This window comes from Pseudomonadota bacterium (assembly GCA_041395565.1).
GTDB lineage: Bacteria > Pseudomonadota > Gammaproteobacteria > UBA9214 > UBA9214 > UBA9214.
In genome coordinates this window covers 176,434-192,769 of the sequence record JAWLAI010000005.1, presented here as the reverse complement: position 1 = coordinate 192,769, position 16,336 = coordinate 176,434, and the positions used below count along the sequence as shown (strand labels likewise).

The window sequence follows — 16,336 nt, the reverse complement described above, 5'->3', positions numbered from 1 at the left end:
TCGTGTCGGAGCAAGGGCGTTTGATGACTTTGATTCCCGGGTGCCGATGTCCGCACTCCGGTGCTGGCGTCAGAGTTGGCTGAGATGCCATGTGGCGATCGCGGTCCCGATGCCAACCACGATAAGAATCTTGATGGCGATGCCGATGAGGAATTTTTTCTGTGCGTCGTTTTCGTTCATTTTGGGGTGAATCAGCAAGACAGGTTAAGAACAGGATTGGGCCGCGATTACCCGGCCATTGTTGCACATTGTCCTGTCCGGTTGAATGATGCCGCCGGTCCGCGCAAGCCATTCATCCGGATACCCGGCCTGATCCTGGCGGATGTTGCCTCGTCGATTCGTGGCGCATGGCGCCGGACCGGGGCACGTCCGCCAGCCGCGGTGTCACCCGGTCGCTATTTCAATGACCGGTACTTTCAGGCAGGCGCGCTGCGCGCACCGCGTTGATGTTCCTGCGCCAGTCCCCCACCTGGATCAGGTCGTCCACCAGGGTCTTGGGAATGCCGTCGAGAATACCCAGCGTCAGCCAGTCGATGATCCAGTACAGCTTGAGATCGGCGATGGTCAGGGTGGCGCCCGCGATGAAGCCGGTGCCGCCGTTCGCAAGCAGCAACCGTTCCAGGCAACCCATCCAGTATGGCAGGGTCTCTTCCGCCAGTACCTTGCGCAGCGCCATTTTTTTCTCCGCATCCTGCTCGTGCAGGCTGGGTCCCAGCAGGCAATTGATGTCCTCGCCCACACCCAGTGCCTCGTCGACCTTCAGTGCGGCAAGCGGGTCGTCCAGCGGGTACAGGCCGGCCAGTCGCCCGGCAAACCGCAGGATCGCGTTGCTTTGCGCCACGCATTGCGTGCCATCCTGTGTCTCGATCACCAGCACGGGTATGCCGCCGAACGGAAACTCGCCGGCCGCGCGGCAAGCGCAGAAGCGTTCATAACTCAGGTGCTCGTCGACGAAGTCGATGCGGCCGATGCGCAGCGTGTCGCGGATCGCCTGGGCCCGGCCGGGGAATTCCAGGTAACGCAGGCGCAGGGAGGTGAATGGGTGCATGCCGGTATCCTCTACTGGGGGCTGGTGAGGGAAAAGTCTAGTGGATAATCCGGAATCCTGCCGCGGTACCTGGTCGCGGCATCCGGATTGTCGGGTGCCGGGCGCCTATGCCCCGGACCGGCCCGCACCCGGCCGGGCTATGTGCCATGCGTCTGCCAGCGGCGGGCTGGGTGGCCGGCAGGGTGTGGCTGCGTTGGTGTCGGCGCCGCTGTTGCTGCGGAATATCCCGATATTTGCCGCGGGTTGCTGCGCGCCATCAGCCGGATTGGTCTAGAATACCCAGCTGCAGCCGCTTCCGGGCAATCCACCAGCATCCATGCAACGCAGCGTATGACTATTCCGGACCATATCGTATCCCTGCTCGGCAATGACCTCGCCGCGCTGGCGTTCTGCGTGTTCCTGTTGGGGAGTTACCAGCTCTATCTGCACCTGCGGGTCAGGCGCAACCCCTACTATTCCGTGCAGTCGATCAACCGGATCGCGCGTACCGAATGGGTCAAGCAGATTATCGCCCGGCACGAAGTCATCACGGCGGTACAGACCCTGCGGAATTCAACGATGGCCGCGACCTTCCTGGCCTCTACCGCGATATTGCTGATCGTCGGCGTGCTGACGCTGAGCGAACAGGGCGAGAAACTCGGTACGATCTGGCACAGCCTCAATTTCGTCGGTGCGGTCAACGCCCAGATCTGGACAATCAAATTGCTGGCGATCCTGATCGACCTGTTCGTCGCCTTCTTTGCCTTCGCGATGTCGATACGCACCTACAATCACGTCGGCTTCATGCTGTATGTGCCGGCGCATGTGGAGCACCCGATACTGACCGCGGAATTCGTCGCGCACCATCTCAACCGTGCGGGCAGATTATACAGTGTCGGCATGCGTGCCTATTACACCCTGGTGCCGCTGGTGTTCTGGCTGTTCGGACCCGTCTTCATGATCGTGGCAACGTTCGGCCTGCTGTTCACGCTCAACATGTTCGACCGGGCAACCCGCTAGCGCTTCATTCCGGCGCCGTTGCCGGGGATGCCTGCTGCACGGCTGTCTCGGCCTGCCTGACCCTGTCGCTCCAGTGCGCAGCGCGCGCCTTGTCCGCATCGACGCCATCGAGACCGCGGGCGTAGATGTCGGCAAGGCTTTTCATCGCCATGAGATGACCGCTGTTGGCGGCCAGGGTAAACCAGTGCAGCGCCTGCGGGTAATCGCGCTTCACGCCGACGCCGCTTTCATAGCGAATTGCCAGCTGATATTGCGCCTCCGGGTCGCCATCCTCGGCCAGTTTCCTGATGTGCGGTGAACCGTGGAAGTATTCTTCTTCCGCGTTGTATCCAAGCTTTTCCATGAAATGCAGGAAATGGATGGCGTCCGCATACCCCTGTGTCGCGGATCTTGCCAGCAGGTTGCCGGCAACCGCGCGCTCCTCGGCGCTGCTGCTGTAGTTGTAGTGCAGTTTGCCGAGCAGGTACTGGGCCTCGCTGTTGCCCTCGTCGGCGGCCCGGTTGAGCCACTGTTCGGCCTTGCCCTGGTCCTTGTCGACGCCCTCGCCGTACAGGTACATCTTTCCCAGCAAGCACTGCGCGTCGACGTTGCCGCGTTTCGCCGCCTTTTCGCGCCAGTCGGCCGCGAGCCTGGGATTCCTGGGCACGCCCATGCCTGCTGCATAGATATCGCCCAGCATCTTCTGCGCGTAGGCATTGCCCTGGGTTGCGGCCAGCTCGAACCAGTGCGCCGCCAGCGCTGCATCCTTCCGGTAGCCGCCCTCGCCATGCTGATACATCAGCGCCAGCAGGACCTGGGAACCATCGTCGCCCCGTTCTGCGGCGGTCGCCACCATGCCAGCCTCCTCCGCGGTCATCGCGTAGGAAGCCGTTGCGAGTGCCGCGAGCAGTATGCCCGCAAGGGCGATATTCGGTAATTGTCTCATGTCGATAAGTTCCTGTGATGGCATCAATGCCGCTGCGCGGCCGGCACGTGTTCCCCGGAACTGCTATTGACACCGTATCATTCAGTTTGTTCTGCACGCAGCGCCGGCGTAATACGCATGCACGAAAAGGCGGGGGGCGGATACGAATCAGGCCGGATTCCAGGCGTCCTGAAACAGCATTAGGTCGCCCGTCCTGCCTGGCCATCCGCGTTTTCCATGGCCCGGCCGGGTCGGCAGGGTGGCTGCGATCCCTTGCCAGAACCGGTCGTTCCCGGCCGGTTTGCCGGTGTTGTTGCGGATGTTTTCGATGTCTGCCTGGTGCAGGCGGGCGCTGCGTAACTTCCCCTGGGTGGGTCCGCGTGAGATGCCATCCTCGCCAACGGCGGCAGGCGGTCGTGCGGGGTGATAGCGGTGTCGTGTCCGCCAAGGGCGTTGTACTGGGGGTTCGACCGGCGACAGTCGGCAGGGTAGTGGTTGACTCACGGATCGCCTGTAAGAAAATGTATCCAGGCCCGTTGCTTCCAGACCAGAGTGCGATATGAAAAATTCACGTTCCATCATAGTGTTGGGTGTTTATGGCAGCGGCTCCAGCGCGGTAGCCGGGATACTGCATCACCTCGGCGTCATGATGGGGGAGCGTTTGGTCCCGGCAACCGCGGCCAACCCGAAGGGGCACTTTGAGGATGCCGAGTTCCGCCAGCTGCTGTACCGCTACCGCCAGGATCCTGCAGTGTTGCAGCAGATCCATGGGTTCATCGAGCAGCGCTTCACGCACTACGGTCTCTGGGGTATCAAGGAGCCCGCCATCCTGGAGGCGGTCGCCGATACGGCGCCGGTCTTGACCGGCAGGGACTACAGGATAATCTGCACTGACAGAGATACAGAGGCCTGTGTCAGCAGTTACTTGCGGAAATGGCCCGCTGCCGACAGGGAAGAGACGCGTCGGCGTATCGAGTGGCTGATCGAGAGACGCAACAGCTTTCTGCAGCAGTACGCGCCAGCGGTGCTGTGGGTGAAATACGATGACCTGACCCTGAATCCGCAAAAACACGTTGCCGAAATCGTCGATTTCGTATTCTTCGATGACGGCTCTGGCGCCGCGCCGCCACGGCCAGCGCAGTCACGTATACATGCTGCAGTCGCGTCGGTCGACCCAGCCATGAATCATCACCTTGCGCGCGATGACCGCTTTGCTGACGATCCGATCCTGAAAAAATGGGTCAATCCGCATTATCTTGATCCGGCTGTGATCGAGCGTATCCGCGCAGCCAGCAGGAGCAAGCCATTCTTCAAATTTGCCGTGCTCGATGACTTCTTCAATGAAGCCATGCTGGCGGCCTATCTCGAACAGCACCTGCAGCTGGAATTCGAGACGGATGATCCAGGCTTGCCCTACGATTCCAGCTGGGCCAAGGCCAAAATGGATGAGTCGCTGGGCGCCGAACTGTTCTACCACGAGCCCTGGCACAGGCTGCTGGCGTCCTATACCGGGACCACCCTCGAGATCGGTGCGGGTAATACCAGTGTCAAGCTGCGCAAGCACGACCCGGACAGCAAGGGCTTCTGGATACACACGGACAGGACAAAAAGAAAGTCTGCCGTGGCGCTTGCGGCGCTCTTCTATCTCAACAGGCAGTGGAAGGAGGAGGATGGCGCGATCCTGCAGCTCTGGGCCGAATCCGGCAGGGCCGAGCCGGTGACGGAGGACGCGGTCGAATACCACTGGAAAGACTACAAGGAGCGGCGTCTTGAGTTCCTGAATGAACGCTATCTTCTGACTACCGACCTGGTAACCTACGATGCCATCCGTCCTGCCGAGCTGTTTCTGATCGACCAGGTGCTGCCGGAGTACAATCGACTGGTCGTTCTCGACTTCCTCCGCGACCCCGCCTATCACTCGGTGACGCCCGGCAACGGGCGCGCGCGCTATGCCGTCGTGCAGTGGCTGATGTGATAGTTTCTCCGATCGTGTGCTGATGCAGGGTTGCGGGCAGCGGCAACCATATGTCCGCCGGCACCGTTCGCTGCACATGCCGCATTACGTCTGTAGCAGGCGCCGGTGACAAACCGGGATACCTGTCACGGCACGCGCTATTCGGGCGGGGGGACCTCGGGACTCGTGTCCGGCGGGTTCACGATCACGCGCACCGGCGGATACCAGTTGTAGGGCACACCCCAGTAGGGACCGTACAGATGGTGTTGGCGGTACCACCATTCATCGTCTTTATCATCGTCATCGAACATTTCGTCGTACCACCAGGAGGGATCCATCAGATCCCAGATATCGTCATCCGCCCGGGTGATTTGGGTTGGCACTGCGCCTCCAAGCAATGCCGCGGCGGCAACGATGACCACGGTTCTCTTTAGCATCTCGATATCTCGCAACAGCAGGTAATGAAGCACTACTGCCTATTAGTATAATTGAATCGGGCATAAATCAATGGCCCCAGGCCCGGTTGATTCCGGGCAGCCGGTGGCCGGCGTGCGCTGGTCTGCCGTGGTGCTGGCGGCCTCGACGCGGGTGAAGCATTTGCCAGGAGTGAGAAGTTGTCGATATCTGCTTCGTTCCGCATATAAAAAAACGGCGGCGTGTAACACGCCGCCGTTGTACCAGCATGGAGCGCGGGATCAGCTCGCGCCGAAGCGGCCCAGGTTCATCACCTTGGTCCAGGCTGCGACGAAGTCATCCACGAACTTCGCCTTGGCGTCGTCCGCGGCATAGAACTCGGCCACCGCGCGCAGTTCGGAGCTGGAGCCGAAGATCAGGTCCACCGGCGTGGCGGTCCAGCGTTTTTTACCGGTGCCGCGATCCACGCCCTGGTAGATGCCTTCCTTCCCGGTCTTCTGCCACTGTGTCGACATGTCGAGCAGGTTGACGAAGAAGTCGTTGCTCAGTGTGCCGGGGTTGTCGGTGAACACGCCGTTGGCCGAGCCATCGGTGTTGGCGTTCAACGCCCGCAGGCCGCCGACCAGTACGGTCATTTCCGGCACCGTCAGGTTCAGCATGCTGGCCCGGTCGACCAGCATGGCGGCAGGGGAGGCGCTATTGCCGTCGCCGTAGTAGTTGCGGAAGCCATCGGCCTTCGGTTCCAGCAGGGCGAAGGAGGCCACGTCGGTCTGATCCTGTGCCGCGTCCATGCGACCCGGCGTGAACGGCACCGTGACGGCGTGGCCGGCATCCTGCGCCGCCTTCTCGATCGCCGCCGCACCGCCGAGCACGATCAGGTCAGCCAGCGACACCTGTTTCCCGCCGGCGGCCTTGCCGTTGAAGTCCTGCTGGATGCCCTCCAGTCGCTTGAGGACCTTGGCCAGTTCCTTGGGCGAATTGGCGGGCCAGTCCTTCTGCGGTGCCAGGCGGACGCGGGCGCCGTTCGCGCCGCCGCGCATGTCGGTGCCGCGGAAGCTGGCGGCGGAGGACCAGGCGGTCCGGATCAGTTCCGGCACCGTCAGGCCGGAGTCCAGCAGCTTCGCCTTCAGGCGCTTGACATCCCCGGCATCGATCAGCGGGTGGTCGACTGCCGGGATCGGGTCCTGCCAGATCAGCGACTCCTGCGGCGCCTCGGCACCGACGTAGCGGGCACTCGGGCCCATGTCGCGGTGGGTCAGCTTGAACCAGGCACGGGCGAAGGCGTCGTTGAAGGCATCCGGATCCTGCGCGAATTTCGCGGAGATCTCGTGGTAGGCCGGATCCTCGCGCAGCGCCAGGTCGGTGGTAAGCATCACGACCGGGTTGCGCTTGCCTGCGACGTGGGCGTCCGGTGTCAGCTGGTGCAGGGACTTGTCCTTGGGCACCCACTGGACGGCGCCGGCCGGGCTCTCGGACTTCTCCCACTCGAAATTCAGCAGGTTCTGCAGGAACACGGCGGTCCACTGGGTCGGGGTCGGGGTCCAGGCACCTTCGAGGCCGCTGGTGACGGTGTCTTCGGCGTTGCCCTTGCCGCACTTGTTGGCCCAGCCCAGGCCCTGCGCGGTGATATCGGCGGCGGCCGGCTCGGGGCCGACGCAGTCGGCGGGGTTATGCGCACCGTGTGTCTTGCCCAGGGTGTGGCCACCGGCGATGAGGGCGACGGTCTCTTCGTCGTTCATGCCCATGCGGCCGAAGGTGTCGCGGATGTCGTGCGCGGCGGCGATCGGGTCGCCCTTGTGTCCGGTCGGGCCCTCGGGGTTGACGTAGATCAGCCCCATCTGCACGGCGGCCAGCGGGTTCTCCAGGTCGCGCTTGCCGCTGTAGCGCTTGCTGTCGTCCAGCCACTTGGTTTCCGGGCCCCAGTAGACCAGGTCGGCTTCCCAGTCGTCGGCGCGGCCGCCGGCGAAGCCGAAGGTCTTGAAGCCGGCCTTCTCCAGCGCGACGTTGCCGGCCAATACCATCAGGTCGGCCCAGGACACGTTGTGACCGTATTTCTTCTTGACCGGCCACAGCAGGCGGCGGGCCTTGTCGAGATTGGCATTGTCGGGCCAGCTGTTCAGCGGCTCGAAACGCTGCTGGCCGCCGTCGGCGCCGCCACGGCCATCGGCCGCGCGGTAGGTGCCGGCGCTGTGCCATGCCATGCGGATGAACAGACCGGCATAGGTGCCCCAGTCGGCCGGCCACCAGGCCTGCGAGGTGGTCATCGCACTCGCGATGTCGTTCTTCAGGGCATCGATATCGACGCTGGCGAAGGCTTTCGCGTAATCGAAATCCGCGCCCAGCGGGTTCGACCTGGCGTCATGCGCGCGCAGCGGACTCAGATCCAGCCGGTCCGGCCACCAGAACTGGTTGGATTTGGCTTGTCCCATGTCACTCGCGGCGCCGGTCTGCGCGACCGTCGACAACGTCAGAGCCATGGCGGCAACTAGCGGAAACGTACGTTTGACCATTGGTGTTTCACTCCTTGTTTGTCATGTTGTGCCTCGTCACAGCAGCAACTGCGGAGGTCCGTTGAAAATCACACAGGATGAATGTAGTTCCGCCGACGGGAGCGGGCAATTCGGGATTCGCTATGACGCCGATAGATTTTGGCTAACACGCGTGCGTCCGGTGCGGATGGATATTACCCCAGGGGCCCTCTGATCGAATTGTCTTCGCGCGGGACGCAGTGACAAAGCAATCTCCAAGCGACTGATTTCATGAGGGGAGATTGCTGCGCTGCGCGCGCATTGCCCAATCATTCAGATGTTCCCTAATATTAGGAAAACGTGTTGTTGCCTCCGCTGGCGCGTCAGATCGTGAGCACCAGCGCGACGCTGGCCCCCAGGGTGACCAGGTTGCTGAGCAGCAATACCACGGATAGGCGCTCCCGCAGTAACACCAGTCCCGCCAGGGCGGCGATGCCGATGTGCATCAGCACGATCGTCTTCACGTAGGTCACCGCGTTGGGGATGCGCTCTGACAATTCTACCGCATACTGCTGCAGGATCATTGCGCCGAGGCCCGCCGCCATGAATACGATCACGGGCAGCCGCCGATGTGTCAGTGGCGTCAGCAGCTTCCCCGCCCGCGCCTGGTGGCTGCCGATCAGCAGCAAGGTCAGCGTATTCCATACCAGTACATACAGGAACGTACCGTTCTCCACCGCCTGCAGCGCCACCCGGTCGACCACGGTGGAGATTCCATAGAGCAGCGCCGCGCTGAGCGAGTACAGCATCGGCACCACCTGGCTCTTGTACGCTGCCGGCGCATGCCGCGACACCTGGTAGACCGATGCGGATACCGACGCGGTGACGACCAGTATCAGGCCCGACTCCGCGGGGCCCGGCGCCTCCCGGTACAGCAGCAGCGTCGTCAGGATCATGAATACCGGAATGCTGGCCTGCACCGGCGCGACTATTGCCAGCATGCCCTGCTGCAGGGCTCTGATGTACAGCGTGCTGGCGCCGATCGTGAGCAGCGTCGCCAGCACGGCAGCGCCCCAGAACCGGACCGGATCGGTGATGACGAAATCCGAGTAATACGCCGGCAGCACCAGCGCGATGGCGGGAAAGGCGCGTGAATAGAACACGAGTGCGTTCGCGTCCAGGTCGCGGCAGTAGATCCTGACGCTCATCACCTTGACCACGTAGAGCAGCATGCTGGCGAGTGCAGCCCAGATCCAGGGTTCCAGAAGCAATGGGGTTGTCCGTGAAGTATGGATTTTGGGAACAGTTTACTGCCGTCATCCGGGCATGCGATCCGGCGGCCCGCTGCAGCGGTCAGATCTCGCTGGCGGCAGGCAGACCGGCGAACAGGCTGTTGCTCATCCAGCGGGTGACATTGCGGGTCAGGACCGTGCTGCCGACCAGTTTCAGGGCGCCGTCGCGCACGGCGGCGCGATAGGTGGATTTGCCCATCCAGATATCGACCATGGTCCGGATATCCGTGGTGAAATAGACATCGATGTCCTTGCCGGGATCCTTGATGCAGAGATCGACGTCGGTTCCCTTGGCGACGATCCACCAGTCCGGATACTGCTCGGCGTCCGTGAAGTGGAACCGCACCACGGTTTCGTCGCCGACCAGCCGGTCCGGCACGATGCTGCGCTTGAGGTACAGCATCAGCAGTTCCACATCGTAATCGTCCTCACCGAGGTTGTGCTGCGCCCAGCGCATGCCCCACTCGCCGAGGGCGAGGATAATCGGCTGCAGCTCCCGGCAGGAATCGGTGGGGAAATATTCGAAGCCTTTCTGTCCCGGGATCTTCTTCCGGATCACCAGTCCGTGGTCCACCAGTGCATCCAGCCGGCGCGACAGGATGGTCGGCGAAATCAGGCTCAGACCGCGCTGCAGCTCGTTGAAGCGGCGGCCGCCCATCAACAGTTCCCGGATGATCAGGATGGTCCATTTTTCGCCAAGGATTTCAGTGGCCTTGGCAATCGGGCAGAACTGTCCGTATTCCATGCGCCGGGCCCTCCGGGGCGAGCTACGCAATGTAGTGGTTTGCTACAGAAAGTGTAGCAGGATACTACGGCATCCGGAGTGGAGGGCCGCCGGGACGGTGGCTAGATTTATCCCAGGCAGCGTAGGTTCGCTGCAACACGACATATCTGGGGGTAATGCAAATGAAACGACTCGGCGTTCTTGTCTACAGCGTGGTCAACTATGCACTCGGTGTGGCAGCCCTGCTGTACCTGATTGCATTCCTGTTCAATCTCTTCGTGCCGGTATCGATAGACTCGGGCGCGGCGGGCAGTACGATCGCAGCCGTGGTGGCTGATCTGGGGCTGATCCTGCTGTTTGGTCTGCAGCACAGCATCATGGCGCGCCCCGGTTTCAAGGGCTGGCTCACCCGCCTGCTGCCGCGGGCCGCCGAACGCAGCACCTTCATGCTGGCCACGGCCGTGGTGACCTTCACGCTCTGCCTGTTGTGGCAGCCGCTGCCCACGGTGCTCTGGCAGGCCGATAGTCCGGTATTGCACAACATCCTGCTGGGCAGCGGTATCCTGGGCTGGGTGCTGGTGCTGTATGCCACGTGCCTGATCAACCATTTCGACCTGTTCGGCCTGCGTCAGGCATGGCTGTATTTTCGCGGGCGTGAGTACACGCACCTGCCGTTCAAGACCGCCGCACTGTACCGCTATATTCGCCATCCCATCATGACCGGTGTGTTCGTCGGTATCTGGTTCACGCCGGTGATGACTGCGGGGCACCTGCTGTTTGCACTCGGCATGTCGGCGTATATCCTGGTCGGTGTCTACCATGAAGAGCAGGATCTGATACGGTCATTCGGACAGCGCTATCTGCGGTACCGGCGCGAGACCGGCCGCTTCCTGCCGCGGCTTCCCGCCCGGCGGTCCACCACAGGGCGTACCGCATCTTCCGGCGTATAGCCGCGCATCCGGCGGGGTCGGACCCGATCGCTGCGTCAGCACGCAGACGGATCGGCGGCATCCGATCCCGGCCTTCCCCCCGGCGAACTGCGGAAGCTGCCGGGTGCGTCCCGGCAGGGCGCGGTCTGCTGCCGATGTTCTTGCATTACGGGCAGTCATTGGTAGCATGTGGGAGTGTGTTGCCGGGCAAGGTCCATTCTACCGCCGTGCGAGAGGTTGGCATGAAGCTTCGTACCCTCTGTTTCGTTTGCATGTTGTCGCCGGTTGTCGTTGCGTGTAGCGGCAACGACAATGACGATGCCACGCCTGCCGTAACCGTGGCAGCCGCGGAATGCCAGGCGAAGGATGTGGTAATGAACCCGACCGTCGGCATCGAAGGCATGGCTTTTCGCTGGCACGTGACCGTGTCCGTCAATGTCACCTGCAACGGGGCGCCCGTCGAAGGTGCCGAATTGACGGTCCAGTACCCCTGGCTGTTTCCCTTTACCGTTGTAACCGATGCACAGGGGGATGCCAGCGCGACCCGGGACGCCACGACGAGCCCGCAACCGACCGGCTCTATCGACCTGACGCTGCAGATGGCCGGCGAGGCGGTCACCCGCTCCGTGGCTTTTTAGCGGTGCCGGGTCGGGGCGCGGTTAGCTGGTACCGGGGGTATCCGGCGCGCTAGCGCTGCATCCCCGTTCCCGCCCCCCCGGCAGGTCCGTTGCCGTATTCGTTGTGTCGGCGTTGCGCGCGTCGAAGCTCCGATGGCTGGCCCCGGACCCAGGTCGTGCGTCGCCGCACCCTGGCTTGACCGGTGATGAGTGCAGCCCGCCGGGATAAGGCAGGTGTCACCGTGCGATACCGCGCGGGGAGCGGCTGCCCAGCGCGGCAATCATCGGTCGTCGTTCATGGCGCCGGCCCTGACCTGTGCCAGGATCGCCGCGGTCAATTGGACCGTGTCCACCGGCTTGGTCACATGGTCGGACATGCCGGCGGCCAGGCATTTTTCCCGGTCCTCCGCCAGCGCATGCGCGGTCAGCCCGATGACAGGCAGGCCCGGCTCCATCAGCTTGACCCGGCGCGTGGCCGCATAGCCATCCATCACCGGCATCTGGATATCCATCAGAACGACATCGAAGTCTTTGTCCCGCGTAATGATGTCCATGACCTGCTGGCCGTTCTCGGCGAAACTGACTTGCGCGCCTTCAGATTCGAGCAGGTGCTCGATCACGATGCGATTGACCTCGTCGTCATCGGCAACGAGCACGCGCAGGCCTTCCAGGACCGGCGCGCTGTCAGCCCTGACGACGACCGCTTCCGGCCGGCACGGAGCCGCGGTTGCGGCAAGGGGCACGGTGATCAGGAACGTGCTCCCGCTCCCCGGGCTGCTGTGCGCGACCATCTTGCCGCCCATGTGTTCGACAAGGCCGCGACTGATGGTCAGGCCCAGCCCGGTGCCGCCGTACAGACGTGTCGTGGAGCTGTCGCCCTGCTCGAACGGCTCGAACACGCGGGCAAGCTGCTCCGGTGTCATGCCGATCCCGGTATCGACGACCCGGAATGCTATCGCGTCGTCGCCAGGCGCGACTTCCAGCGTCACCGCGCCGCGGTGGGTGAACTTGATGGCATTCGTGAGCAGGTTCACGAGCACCTGCTGCAGGCGCAGGGCGTCGCCGTTGACCCAGTCGGGCAGACTGCCTGACTTGACCAGCTGCAGGTCGAGGCCCTTGTCGCCTGCGGCCTGGCGCACCATGTCCAGGGTCGCATCGAGCATGACGTGGAGCGAGAATGGCTGCCTTTCGATACTGATCTTCCCGGCATCTATCCGGGACAGCTCGAGAATATCGTTGATCAGCCTGCTGAGTAACCTGCCCGATGCCAGGATCTGATCGAACTGTTGCCTCGATTCGTGCCCCGGATACTTCTGCTGCCCAATCCGTGCTATGCCCAGCACCGCGTTCAGTGGCGTGCGGATCTCATGGCTCATGTTGGCGAGGAACTCGCCCTTCACCTTGTTGGCCAGTTCGGCGCGTGCCGTGGCCCGCTCCAGCGCCTCGGCGTGCAGGTGCGTCATGTAGTCGAGGGATGCATTCCTGCCGACACCGAGCAGTACAATGACGAATATCATGTCGAAGACGGCCAGCGACACCGAGGCGGTGGTCTGCATCCAGAGCAGCACGAGCACGGAGGGTCCTGCCACGATCAGGGTATACAGCCTGAGCAGGGACTGGCTCGGGGCGAAGCCGTAAATGCTGCCGGCGCAGAACATCGTGACAGATACCAGGATGATGGCGGACTCGAAGCTGTGGCCGAAGTGGACGATGCACCAGGCGGAGAACAGACTCCAGGGCAATGCCGTGAGGATGATGCCTGCGAGGAACAGCGCGCGCCAGCGCGCCGGGTTCGCCGCATACAGGCGGTCGAACAGCCGGTACAGCGCGTATCGAATGAACACCAGCGCGAACAGGTACGCACCCGTGGCGTACACCAGCACGGGGTTGAATTCCGCGACATCGGAAAGAATGACGACACACAGCCACGCCAGGAAATACACGACGATGCCTGGCCGGGTTCTGTGATTCAGATCGCGGTCGACCTGCTGCTGTGTGGACGCTGAGAACTGCATAACTCTCCCGGTGGCGGACGGTAGCCGTGACAGCAAAGCGGTCAGACTCCCTGGGTCCGGCAGGCCGCCGTCATGGCAATCATCCGGTAAAGGCTGTTCGTGTACAACTGCTCCGGCAGCTGCGGAAACGGGCGGGCGTGCAATCATCCGGCGGCGTGCTGCCGCAGGGTGCCGGGGCGCGCGGCAGAACAGTGCTACCGGAGGCATCGGTGCATGATCCTGCCGGATACGGAAGGCCAGTGCTGCGCCAGTGCGGTGTGGCGTTTGCCCGCATCCGGCCCATGGGATGAGACGGGGGATGCCGCAGCGGCAGGCAGGCGCTCCCGCCAGCGAGCCGCCCTCAGGCCGTCTCCGCAGTCCCCGGTCCGCTGGCGCGCCACCATGCCGGTCGTTCCAGCATCTTGGTGAGGGCCAGGAGTCCGAAGTACAGGCAGCCCGCCGAGATCACGGTATGGGGATGGCTGACCCATGCGCCGCTGCCCGGGATACCGTAGGCGGCGCCATGCCGGGTGATGCCGAATTCCGGTACGGGCAGGAACAACGTGGCCAGTACCGCCAGTAGATAGAACCCTACGGATGCACCCCAATAGCCGCGCATGCGTTGCCGGTCATGCGTGCCGTGTTGCCTGCCGCCGAGCAGCAGGACCAGCTTGGCGCCGGCCAGCCAGGTGAACGCGAGTACCGGCCACCACGACTTGAAAGGCAGCGCGAAGCCAGCGATGAAGACACTGTAGAGGACGGTCAGGCCTGCAAACAGCCTGAGGCGCTGGCGCAGGGGCTCGCCGTCAGCCAGTACGACACCACCCAGGAACGGGGCGGCATGAATCAGGATGAATTCGACCAGCATCACCAGCATCAGCTCCGACACCAGGGTCGCACGCCATGCGAACGGCGCGATCCAGGCGGAAAGAAAAATGCCTGCCGTCACCGCGTCGGGCAGCGCATTCGCAAGGCGCAGGGGCAGCGGCAGTGTCTGTGTCCGGGAAGCCGGCGTCGTGGCAGGTCGGGTGGTGCCGTGGTCAGTCAGTGTGCTCATACGCGCGGTATCGGCAAGGATTGCCCGGGATTTGAACCACGCAGACAAGGTCCGGCGAGTTAGACAATGCCGCCGCCGGCGGGCGGCAGCCCGAATAACTGCGGACAGGCCGCGTCTAATGTTCTAGGATCTAACGCAGTGGCCAGTTCCCCTGCCGTTACTGCCCGTGATAATGCTAAACACGCCAATCCACCGACCGGTAAATCCATGCAAACATCGATAGCGGACAGCGGCGGACAGGCCCGCGCGATCGCGATCACCGGTTCCGGCGGCAGCGGTGCGTTGACGGCGGGCCAGATCCTGCTGGCGGCCGTGGCGGCAGCCGGGCATTACGGGCTGATGACCCGCTCGGCCGGGCCGCAGATCCGCGGCGGCGAATCCGCCGCCATGCTGCGCTATGCCGCGCGGCCGGTTACCTGCATGGGTGACATGTTCGATGTCCTGGTGGGATTGGACTGGAACAACATCAACCGTTTTCTCGACGAGATTCCGCTGGGCCGGGACAGCGTCATCCTGACCGATCCCGCGCTCGGGCCGGTACCGGAAGGTCTCGCTGCCTGCGGCGCCCGGGTACTCGAGATCCCGTTCCGGCAGTATGCCGATGCGGTCGCTGGCGGGCGTGTGAACATGGCGGCGCTCGGTGCCACCGCCGCCGTCGCCGGTCTGCCGCTGGCTGTCATCGAGACCGCCGTGCGCAAGGTGCTGCGGCACAAAGGCGCGGACGTGGTGCAGGCCGCACTGACCTGCGTGCGCGCCGCCTTTGCCGGCGGCGAGACCGTGCTGCCCGCGGCCGACAGCGTCGACGGCGCGCCGGAACGCTGGAACATCAGCGGCAACGAGGCCAGCGGGCTGGGTGCGATCCGCGCCGGCGTGCGCTTGGTGGCGGCCTATCCCATCACCCCGGCGAGCGAGATGCTGGAATGGCTGGCGCCACGGCTGGAGCAGGCCGGCGGTGCGCTGCTGCAGGCAGAGGATGAACTCGCCTCGGTGAACATGATCATCGGCGCGTCCTTCGGCGGTGTGCCCGCGCTGACGGCCACGTCGGGGCCGGGTCTGAGCCTGATGAGCGAAGGCCTGGGACTGGCCATCGCCAGCGAGACCCCGGTGGTGGTGGTGAACGTGATGCGCGGCGGCCCGTCCACCGGCATACCGACCAAGTCCGAGCAGGCGGATCTCAATATCGCGTTGTACGGCTTCCACGGCGACGCCCCGCACCTGGTGCTGGCCGCGCTGGATATCCGCGACTGCGCGTTCACGACGCAGTGGGCGGTGCAGCTAGCCGAGCACCTGCAGACGGTCGCCATCGTGCTCAGCGACCAGTTGCTCGGCCAGGCGCGCGGCGTGGTCGATCCGCCCGAACACTGCGCGGGGGAACTGCAGCGGGTGACAGCGGGGACACCCGGCGCAGCATACCGGCGTTACCGCATCACCGCGGATGGCATATCGCCGATGGCGATCCCCGGCACGCCCGCGGGCATGTACACCGGCGACGGTCTCGAGCACAACGCCCTGGGCACACCGTCCAGTCTGCCACACGACCATGCAGAACAGCTGGAGAAGCGCCTGCGCAAGCTGACGGATTTCGATTACGGCGAGCACTGGGCAGTGCAGCGCGGCACCGGTGCGGTCTGCCTGCTGACCTGGGGGTCGAGCGCCGGTGCGGTGTTCGAGGCGGCCGCGCGCCTTACCGCCGCCGGCCGTCCGACCCGGGTGATCGCGCTGCGCCTGCTCGCGCCCCTGCAGGTCGAAGCGTTGCGCGCCGCGCTTGCCGGCGCCGAAACCCTGCTGGTGGTGGAACAGAACCAGAGCGGGCAGTGCTTCCGTTATCTCAAATCACTCGATGCCCTGCCTGCCCATGCGCGGCGCTACTGTCATGCCGGGCCTCTGCCGCTGCGGCCCGGCGCTATCATCACAGCCCTCGACGCGGAGAACTGAC

General features: G+C 63.7%; 13 protein-coding genes. 5 read left to right on the top strand and 8 right to left on the bottom strand.

Annotation, left to right across the window (positions count from 1 at the left end):
- Positions 1 to 400 precede the first annotated feature (400 nt).
- Entirely contained in the window at positions 401 to 1,048 is a 648-nt protein-coding gene (locus R3F42_08795; protein ID MEZ5542128.1) for a glutathione S-transferase, read from the bottom strand.
- A 330-nt stretch (positions 1,049 to 1,378) separates the two neighbouring features.
- On the opposite strand from R3F42_08795, the gene R3F42_08790 reads away from it, so the two are divergent.
- Positions 1,379 to 2,047, top strand: coding sequence for a DUF599 domain-containing protein (locus R3F42_08790; protein MEZ5542127.1), 669 nt, complete (start codon positions 1,379 to 1,381; stop codon positions 2,045 to 2,047).
- A 4-nt stretch (positions 2,048 to 2,051) separates the two neighbouring features.
- Here R3F42_08790 and R3F42_08785 read toward each other — a convergent pair whose 3' ends face one another.
- Entirely contained in the window at positions 2,052 to 2,972 is a 921-nt protein-coding gene (locus R3F42_08785) for a tetratricopeptide repeat protein (protein MEZ5542126.1), read from the bottom strand.
- A 538-nt stretch (positions 2,973 to 3,510) separates the two neighbouring features.
- Here R3F42_08785 and R3F42_08780 point away from each other — a divergent pair.
- Positions 3,511 to 4,926 carry a hypothetical protein gene (locus R3F42_08780; GenBank protein ID MEZ5542125.1) on the top strand — a complete coding sequence of 472 codons (1,416 nt, stop codon included), beginning with the start codon at positions 3,511 to 3,513 and terminating at the stop codon, positions 4,924 to 4,926.
- A 137-nt stretch (positions 4,927 to 5,063) separates the two neighbouring features.
- On the opposite strand, the gene R3F42_08775 is transcribed toward R3F42_08780, so the two are convergent.
- The 4 genes from R3F42_08775 to R3F42_08760 all read right to left on the bottom strand — a co-directional run bounded on the left by R3F42_08775 (position 5,064) and on the right by R3F42_08760 (position 9,824).
- Entirely contained in the window at positions 5,064 to 5,342 is a 279-nt protein-coding gene (locus R3F42_08775; GenBank protein MEZ5542124.1) for a hypothetical protein, read from the bottom strand.
- 258 nt (positions 5,343 to 5,600) lie between these two features.
- Positions 5,601 to 7,829, bottom strand: a complete 2,229-nt coding sequence (katG, locus tag R3F42_08770) for a catalase/peroxidase HPI (protein ID MEZ5542123.1) — start codon at positions 7,827 to 7,829, stop codon at positions 5,601 to 5,603.
- Positions 7,830 to 8,170: 341 nt separating this feature from the next.
- Complete coding sequence (locus R3F42_08765; GenBank protein ID MEZ5542122.1) at positions 8,171 to 9,058, bottom strand: EamA family transporter; 888 nt, start codon at positions 9,056 to 9,058, stop codon at positions 8,171 to 8,173.
- Between the two features lie 82 nt (positions 9,059 to 9,140).
- Entirely contained in the window at positions 9,141 to 9,824 is a 684-nt protein-coding gene (locus R3F42_08760; protein ID MEZ5542121.1) for a helix-turn-helix domain-containing protein, read from the bottom strand.
- A 161-nt stretch (positions 9,825 to 9,985) separates the two neighbouring features.
- Here R3F42_08760 and R3F42_08755 point away from each other — a divergent pair, with 161 nt between their 5' ends.
- Both R3F42_08755 and R3F42_08750 read left to right on the top strand, forming a co-directional pair.
- Entirely contained in the window at positions 9,986 to 10,753 is a 768-nt protein-coding gene (locus R3F42_08755) for an isoprenylcysteine carboxylmethyltransferase family protein (protein ID MEZ5542120.1), read from the top strand.
- 221 nt (positions 10,754 to 10,974) lie between these two features.
- Positions 10,975 to 11,370: a hypothetical protein gene (locus tag R3F42_08750; GenBank protein MEZ5542119.1), complete on the top strand. Its 396-nt coding sequence runs from the start codon at positions 10,975 to 10,977 to the stop codon at positions 11,368 to 11,370.
- Positions 11,371 to 11,630: 260 nt separating this feature from the next.
- Here R3F42_08750 and R3F42_08745 read toward each other — a convergent pair whose 3' ends face one another.
- Together R3F42_08745 and R3F42_08740 are read right to left on the bottom strand one after the other, a co-directional pair.
- Positions 11,631 to 13,364: an ATP-binding protein gene (locus R3F42_08745; protein ID MEZ5542118.1), complete on the bottom strand. Its 1,734-nt coding sequence runs from the start codon at positions 13,362 to 13,364 to the stop codon at positions 11,631 to 11,633.
- Between the two features lie 340 nt (positions 13,365 to 13,704).
- Positions 13,705 to 14,400: a hypothetical protein gene (locus tag R3F42_08740; GenBank protein ID MEZ5542117.1), complete on the bottom strand. Its 696-nt coding sequence runs from the start codon at positions 14,398 to 14,400 to the stop codon at positions 13,705 to 13,707.
- Between the two features lie 207 nt (positions 14,401 to 14,607).
- On the opposite strand from R3F42_08740, the gene R3F42_08735 reads away from it, so the two are divergent.
- The gene (locus R3F42_08735; GenBank protein MEZ5542116.1) at positions 14,608 to 16,335 is read left to right on the top strand and encodes a 2-oxoacid:acceptor oxidoreductase subunit alpha; all 1,728 of its coding nucleotides are present in this window, start codon (positions 14,608 to 14,610) and stop codon (positions 16,333 to 16,335) included.
- Position 16,336 lies beyond the last annotated feature (1 nt).